The organism is Dehalococcoidia bacterium (genome assembly GCA_041653995.1).
Taxonomy (GTDB): domain Bacteria; phylum Chloroflexota; class Dehalococcoidia; order GIF9; family UBA5629; genus CAIMUM01.
The window spans coordinates 1-5,787 of sequence record JBAZEK010000028.1 but is presented as its reverse complement, the minus strand read 5'-3'; the positions used below and the strand labels follow the sequence as shown (position 1 = coordinate 5,787).

The window sequence follows — 5,787 nt, the reverse complement described above, 5'->3', positions numbered from 1 at the left end:
AAGAACATCGACTATTGGGCGTCCTGGGTCAACAGCCTGTCACAGACCGGGGCCAGCACAAGGACCGGACCCGTCGTAAGGGGGGTGACGCCGGTATGAAAAAGCTCTCCATCCCCAAACCAAATCTCATAGACAAAGTGGTGCAGTATTTCGATCCGGAAGCGGCCCGGCGGCGGTATGCGGCCAGGGTGTCCATGGCGTATGCCGAAGGCTATGCCGGGGCATCCGTGACGAGGCGGTCCCTCTCCGGATGGTCCACTCTGACCAGGGACGCGGACGGCGACACGCTGACCTATCTGCCGAAGCTCCGCGAGCGGTCCCGCGACCTGATCCGTAACGCTCCCATCGCAACGGGGGCCATCGGCCTGGTCGTCTCCAACGCCGTTGGCCAGGGATTGAAGCTCCAGGCCCGGATCGACCGGGAGTATCTCGGTATCGATGACGCGACGGCGGAAGCCTGGGAGTCCGCGGTTGAGCGCGAGTGGCTATTATGGGCGGATTCGCAGGAATGCGATTGCGCCCGGACGCTCCATTTTGACGATCTTCAGGCCCTTGCGCTCCGGCAAGTGCTGGAAAACGGCGACGCCTTCTTCCTCATGGCGCGGTTCCCGAGGCCTCCGAGTCCCTACCTGCTGAAGCTCCAGGCCATCGAAGCCGACCGCGTGAAAAATCCTAAATGGGCGATGGACACGCCAACCCTCTCCGGCGGTGTTGAGAAAGACCGCTACGGTGCGCCCATCGCCTATCACGTTCTGAAGGGCCATCCCGGAGCCGTGACCGCCGGATCCGCCAACATGGAATGGGATGTCCTCCCGGCGTTCAACGATCAGACCGGGCTGCGGAACGTCCTCCATCTCTACCCGGTATTGCGCCCTGGCCAGAGCCGTGGCGTGCCGTATCTCTCCCCGGTGATCGAATGTTTGAAGCAGCTCGACCGCTACACCGACGCGGAACTCATGGCGGCGGTGGTCGCGGGGATGTTCACGGTGTTCGTAAAAACCGAATCGGGCATGGGCCTGCCGTCCTGGAACCCGGCTGAGGAGGTCGGGGCGGCGACGGATGATGAGGATTACAAGCTCGGCAACGGCGCCATTGTCGGCCTGGCTCCGAATGAGGACATCACAACCGCAAACCCCGGCCGGCCGAATACCGCCTTCGATCCCTTCGTCATGTCGATTATGAGACAGATCGGAATGGCGCTGGAGATCCCCTACGAAGTCCTGATCCGCCACTTCAGTTCGTCCTACTCGGCAAGCCGGGCCGCTCTGCTGGAGTCTTGGCGGTTCTTCCGTACCCGGAGGGCCTGGCTGGTCAAAACCTTTTGCCAGCCTGTCTACGAGAACTGGCTATCGGAGGCTGTCGCCTTCGGCCGCGTCCAGGCTCCCGGCTTTTTCAACGATCCGCTGACTCGATCGGCCTATTGCGGCTCCATCTGGATCGGCGATGCTCCCGGCCAGATCGATCCGGTGAAGGAGGTCCGCGCTGCGGAGAAGCGGCTTTCCCTGGGCATCTCGACGCTGGACGAAGAAACGGTCCTGCTGACCGGCGGCGACTTCGAGAAGAACTTCCCGCGTATCCGGAAAGAGCGCGGGATGCTCCAGGAGGTCGGCCTGTGGGTCCCTGCCGTGGAGCAGCAGGCTGCCGAACCGGAGTCGGCATCGGAAGGCAACGACGATCCGGACAAGGAGGATGAATAGTGATGCAAGTCATCTCCAGAAAAGAAGCAAAAGCCGCAGGGATGACGCGATATTATACGGGCGTACCGTGTATTCACGGCCACGATGCCGAGAGGCATACAGGGAATAACGCATGCGTGATGTGCCAAAGAAAAACAGACTTCATTTATAAGAAAAAGAAATATGCGGAAGATGAAAATTTCCGGAAGAAAAAAATATCGAGGGGGAGCAGGCGTCAAAAGGTGCGCTACTCTACGGATGAATTATTCCGGGCATACAAGCGTGAACATTGCAGACAATATTATCTAAGAAATGAAGATGCCTTCCATGCTCAGTCAAAAGAGTGGGCCAGACAACATCCGGATGAAACCAGGAGAATTAAGAGGGAGTGGGCGGCGAAGGATTATGCAGCCAATCCTGAAAAATATAAGACCAGGGCGGCGGAATCAAGAAAAGCTAATCTGGCGGCCGCCAGAAAGAAGGGGCGGGAGTGGCAAAAAGCCAATCCTGGGGTCGTAAATTACCATAATACATGCAGACGCGCCCTGAAAATGAAGGCCATGCCAGCGTGGGCTGATAAAGAAAAAATCAAGCAAATCTACTTAGAAGCAAAAAGACTTGGTTTGGTAGTCGATCACATAATCCCTCTTAAATCAAAGTATGTCTGCGGCCTTCACGTTGAAAATAACCTCCAACTCATAACGGCAACAGAAAATGCAAGGAAGGGGAATAAATTTGAAGGAGGACACTGCTTTGCGTTTGCTTGAAATAATGAATAGTCCGTGGTCGATCGCGCCGGAGAAGCTCCAGGAGATCCGGGCCGTGTACGAAACCCATATGAAAGGGGAAAAGATCGATCTGAAGCCGATCAAGTCCGCGATGCAGAGCGGCATGGCCGAACTGGATGCGGAGCGGGGCTACCGGGTGGAAAGCGGCGTTGCGATCATCGACATCCGCGACGTTCTGACCAAAGGCATGACGTTCTTCTCTTACCTGTTCGGCGGAACGGCCATGCGGGAGGTCGGGGAGGCGTTCGACCGGGCGATCGAAGATCCCCAGGTCCATGCGGTGATCCTGGCGATCGATTCCCCCGGCGGCACGGTGGACGGCACGGAAGAGCTGTCGGGGAAGATCCTGGCGGCGAGGGGGACAAAGCCCATCGTCTCCTGGGCGGACGGCATGATGGCGTCCGGGGCCTATTGGGTCGGGGCCGCTGCGGATAAGATTTACATCGCCGGGGATACCACCACGGTCGGCTCGATCGGCGTGGTGGCTACCCATGTGGACATCTCGAAGGCGGACGAGATGATGGGCGAGCGGTGGACGGAGATCACGGCTGGCCGCTACAAGCGCATCGCATCATCCCATAAGCCATTGTCGGAAGAGGGTCGCGCCTACATCCAGGATCAGGTGGACGCGATCTATTCCGTTTTCGTTCAGTCCGTCGCCGCGATGCGGGGCCGCTCGGTTGAGGAGGTCCTGGAGTCGGCGGACGGTCGGATATTTGTTGGCCAGCAGGCCATAGCCGCAGGCTTGGCGGACGGGGTGGCCGGTCTGTCAGAGCTTGTGAATAATCTGAAGGAGGAATGGTCAATGACTAAAGAAGAATTACGGGCCAAACACCCGGACCTGTTCCAGTCCGTCATCGACGATGGGCGTGCGCTCGGCGTCACGGACGGCATTGAGCAGGGCAAGACGGCCGGATTTGCCGACGGTGAGAAGGCAGGTGCGGAAAAGGAAAGGCAGCGCATCAAGGACGTTAGGGCGCAGGCCCTTCCGGGTCATGAGGCGCTGGTGGAGGAAATGGTTTCCGACGGCAAAACAACCGGGGCGGATGCCGCGGTCCGGATCCTGGCGGCGGAGAAGGGCAAGCTGGAGGAGATGGCGAGAAAGATGGCGTCATCCGCGGTCCCGCCTGTCCCTCCGGTGACGGAACCCGATCCGAATGCCGAAGCGGAGACGTTCGAGGCGGCGGTTGATCGCCTGGTGGCGGAAGGTCTGTCGAAGGGAAAGGCGATGGCAAAGGTCGCCCAGGACAAGCCGGAGCTTCATGCAGACTACATTGCCCGCATCAACAAGCGGGCGGAATAAGGAGGAAAGAAAATGTCATCTGTCAATTACGTCAAGACATTCATTGCAGGCGAGGCCCTGTATGCCCATCGTCGGGTGAAGATCGATACCGCTTCCCCAGGAACGTCAACTGACCCCCCGGAGGTTGTTTATGCCGATGCTGGTGAAGACTACATCGGCGTGACCGAGTACGATGCGGCAAGCGGCGCTCAGGTCGCGGTGAAGCTCAATAACGCGCCGGGGACATTCGAGATTACCTGCGACATCAACTCGGCGATCGCTCGCGGAACCGTTCTATATGGGGCGGCGGACGGGAAAGTGTCGGATGCTTCGTCCGGTTCGGCGCAGGGCGTATCTATCGTTGCCGGTGTTACCGACGGCGACGTTATCGAAGTCGCTGTGTGGGGCATTAAGTCAACCACGGCGGCAACCGTATCCGTGGCCGATTCCAATTCAAACATGACCGGGGCCACGGTCGAGGCAGTCCTTGACGAGATCGAGAAGGCGCTGAAGACCACGCAGTATCATATCAACCCCGACTGGATCACCGCGGAGGATGGAACCGCTCTGACCAAGGCGGTCGATTCCCCGGCCGGCGTCGGATTCGCACAGATCAGCAACAAGAACCAGGTCATCAAGTGGGAGGCAGACGGCACTCCGAGCAAGATCGTAGCGCATTTCACGCTGCCCCAGGATCTCAATGACGCCAAGGACATTGTGCTCCATCTGCTCGGTCAGCCCGCGGCTGCTTCCCCGGCAATCACCCCGACGTTCACCGTCGAGGCGTTCTTCGACGTGGCGGGAACGGCGGTTGGTGGGGATACGGATTGCGGCGGGACTTCTGCTGAGTTTGCGGCAACGGCGGTTCTCCAGGAAAAAACCCTCACGATTACGGCAGCCAACCTTCCGGCATCCCCGAGTGCGCTTACCCTGGTACTTAACCCGACGGACGGCCAGATGGACACCACCGATTTCTACCTGGCTGGACTCTGGCTTGAGGGGACCCGCTCGGCCCTGACGACCTAACGATGAAGGCATAACGACAAGGAGGTAACATAAAATGCCAAGACCTACATCAGCAACAACCTTACAGCGTCCGGATCTTTCCACGCTGGCGTATGAGTATATGCTCGATGCCGATCGCAGGGGCTTCATCGGATTGAGCATCCTTCCGATCTTCGAGGTCCCGCAGCAGTCGGCGGACTATCCGAAGATCCCCCTGGAGGCCCTGCTGAAGCTCCAGGAACTCAAACGAGCGCCCAGGGCCGCATATCCCCGGTCCGATTGGGAATTCGAGACGGGAACCTACTCCTGCGAAGAGTACGGTTGGGAGGAGGCCGTGGACGACGTGGAAGCGGCCCTCTACCGGCGGTATTTCGACGCGGAGACGGTGGCGAACATGAGGGCGGTGGACATTCTGCTTCGCGCCCAGGAGAAGCGCATCGCGGCAGCGGTGTTCAATACCGCGAACATCACCAACACGGCCGATGTCGGCACGGAGTGGAGTACGGCGGCAAGCTGCACGCCCCACGCGGACGTGGAAACCGCGAAAGAGGCCATGCGGGCCGCAACCGGCCTTCTGCCGAATGCCTTTGCGATCACCTACAAGGTCTTCACCAATCTGCTCAAATCGAAGGAGCTGAAGGACGCCTTTAGGTACACCAACCCGATCGAGATCGGCGGACAGGAGGCCAAGCGTCGCCTCCTGGCGCAGTATTTCGGCGTCGATCAGGTGTTGGTCGGCGGGGCGATCTACGACAGCACGGCGAAGGGCCAGGCCACCACCATCGCGGACATTTGGGACGACGAGTATGCCCTTCTGTTCAAGGCGTCATCGGGCGGCCAGGATCTCCGCGAGCCCTGCCTCGGCCGGTCGTTCCTCTGGACGGCGGACAGCCCCGGCAACCTGGTAGTGGAGTCCTATCGGGATGAGACGGTCCGGTCGAACATCATCCGGGTCCGGCATAACGTGGATGAGGCGTTCATCTTCACCGGCGCCGGGTATCTCATGAGCAACATCACGGCGTAAGAGATGCCTACA

Annotated in this window: 5 protein-coding genes; all 5 read left to right on the top strand. The window is 59.5% G+C overall.

From position 1 onward, the window contains the following. The first annotated feature begins 95 nt into the window (after nt 1-95). From WC359_14420 to WC359_14400, 5 genes are read left to right on the top strand one after another with little or no spacing between them, the layout of a single operon-like run. The gene (locus WC359_14420) at nt 96-1,697 is read left to right on the top strand and encodes a phage portal protein (GenBank protein MFA5401641.1); all 1,602 of its coding nucleotides are present in this window, start codon (nt 96-98) and stop codon (nt 1,695-1,697) included. Beyond that, a complete protein-coding gene (locus tag WC359_14415) occupies nt 1,697-2,443 on the top strand; it encodes a hypothetical protein (GenBank protein ID MFA5401640.1) in 747 nt (248 codons plus the stop codon). The genes WC359_14420 and WC359_14415 overlap by 1 nt, the downstream gene beginning before the upstream one ends. Beyond that, the gene (gene sppA, locus WC359_14410; GenBank protein ID MFA5401639.1) at nt 2,430-3,767 is read left to right on the top strand and encodes a signal peptide peptidase SppA; all 1,338 of its coding nucleotides are present in this window, start codon (nt 2,430-2,432) and stop codon (nt 3,765-3,767) included. The genes WC359_14415 and sppA overlap by 14 nt, the downstream gene beginning before the upstream one ends. A 12-nt stretch (nt 3,768-3,779) precedes the next feature. Further along, the gene (locus WC359_14405; protein MFA5401638.1) at nt 3,780-4,772 is read left to right on the top strand and encodes a capsid cement protein; all 993 of its coding nucleotides are present in this window, start codon (nt 3,780-3,782) and stop codon (nt 4,770-4,772) included. A 34-nt stretch (nt 4,773-4,806) separates the two neighbouring features. Continuing rightward, a complete protein-coding gene (locus tag WC359_14400; protein MFA5401637.1) occupies nt 4,807-5,775 on the top strand; it encodes a major capsid protein in 969 nt (322 codons plus the stop codon). Nucleotides 5,776-5,787: the final 12 nt, after the last annotated feature.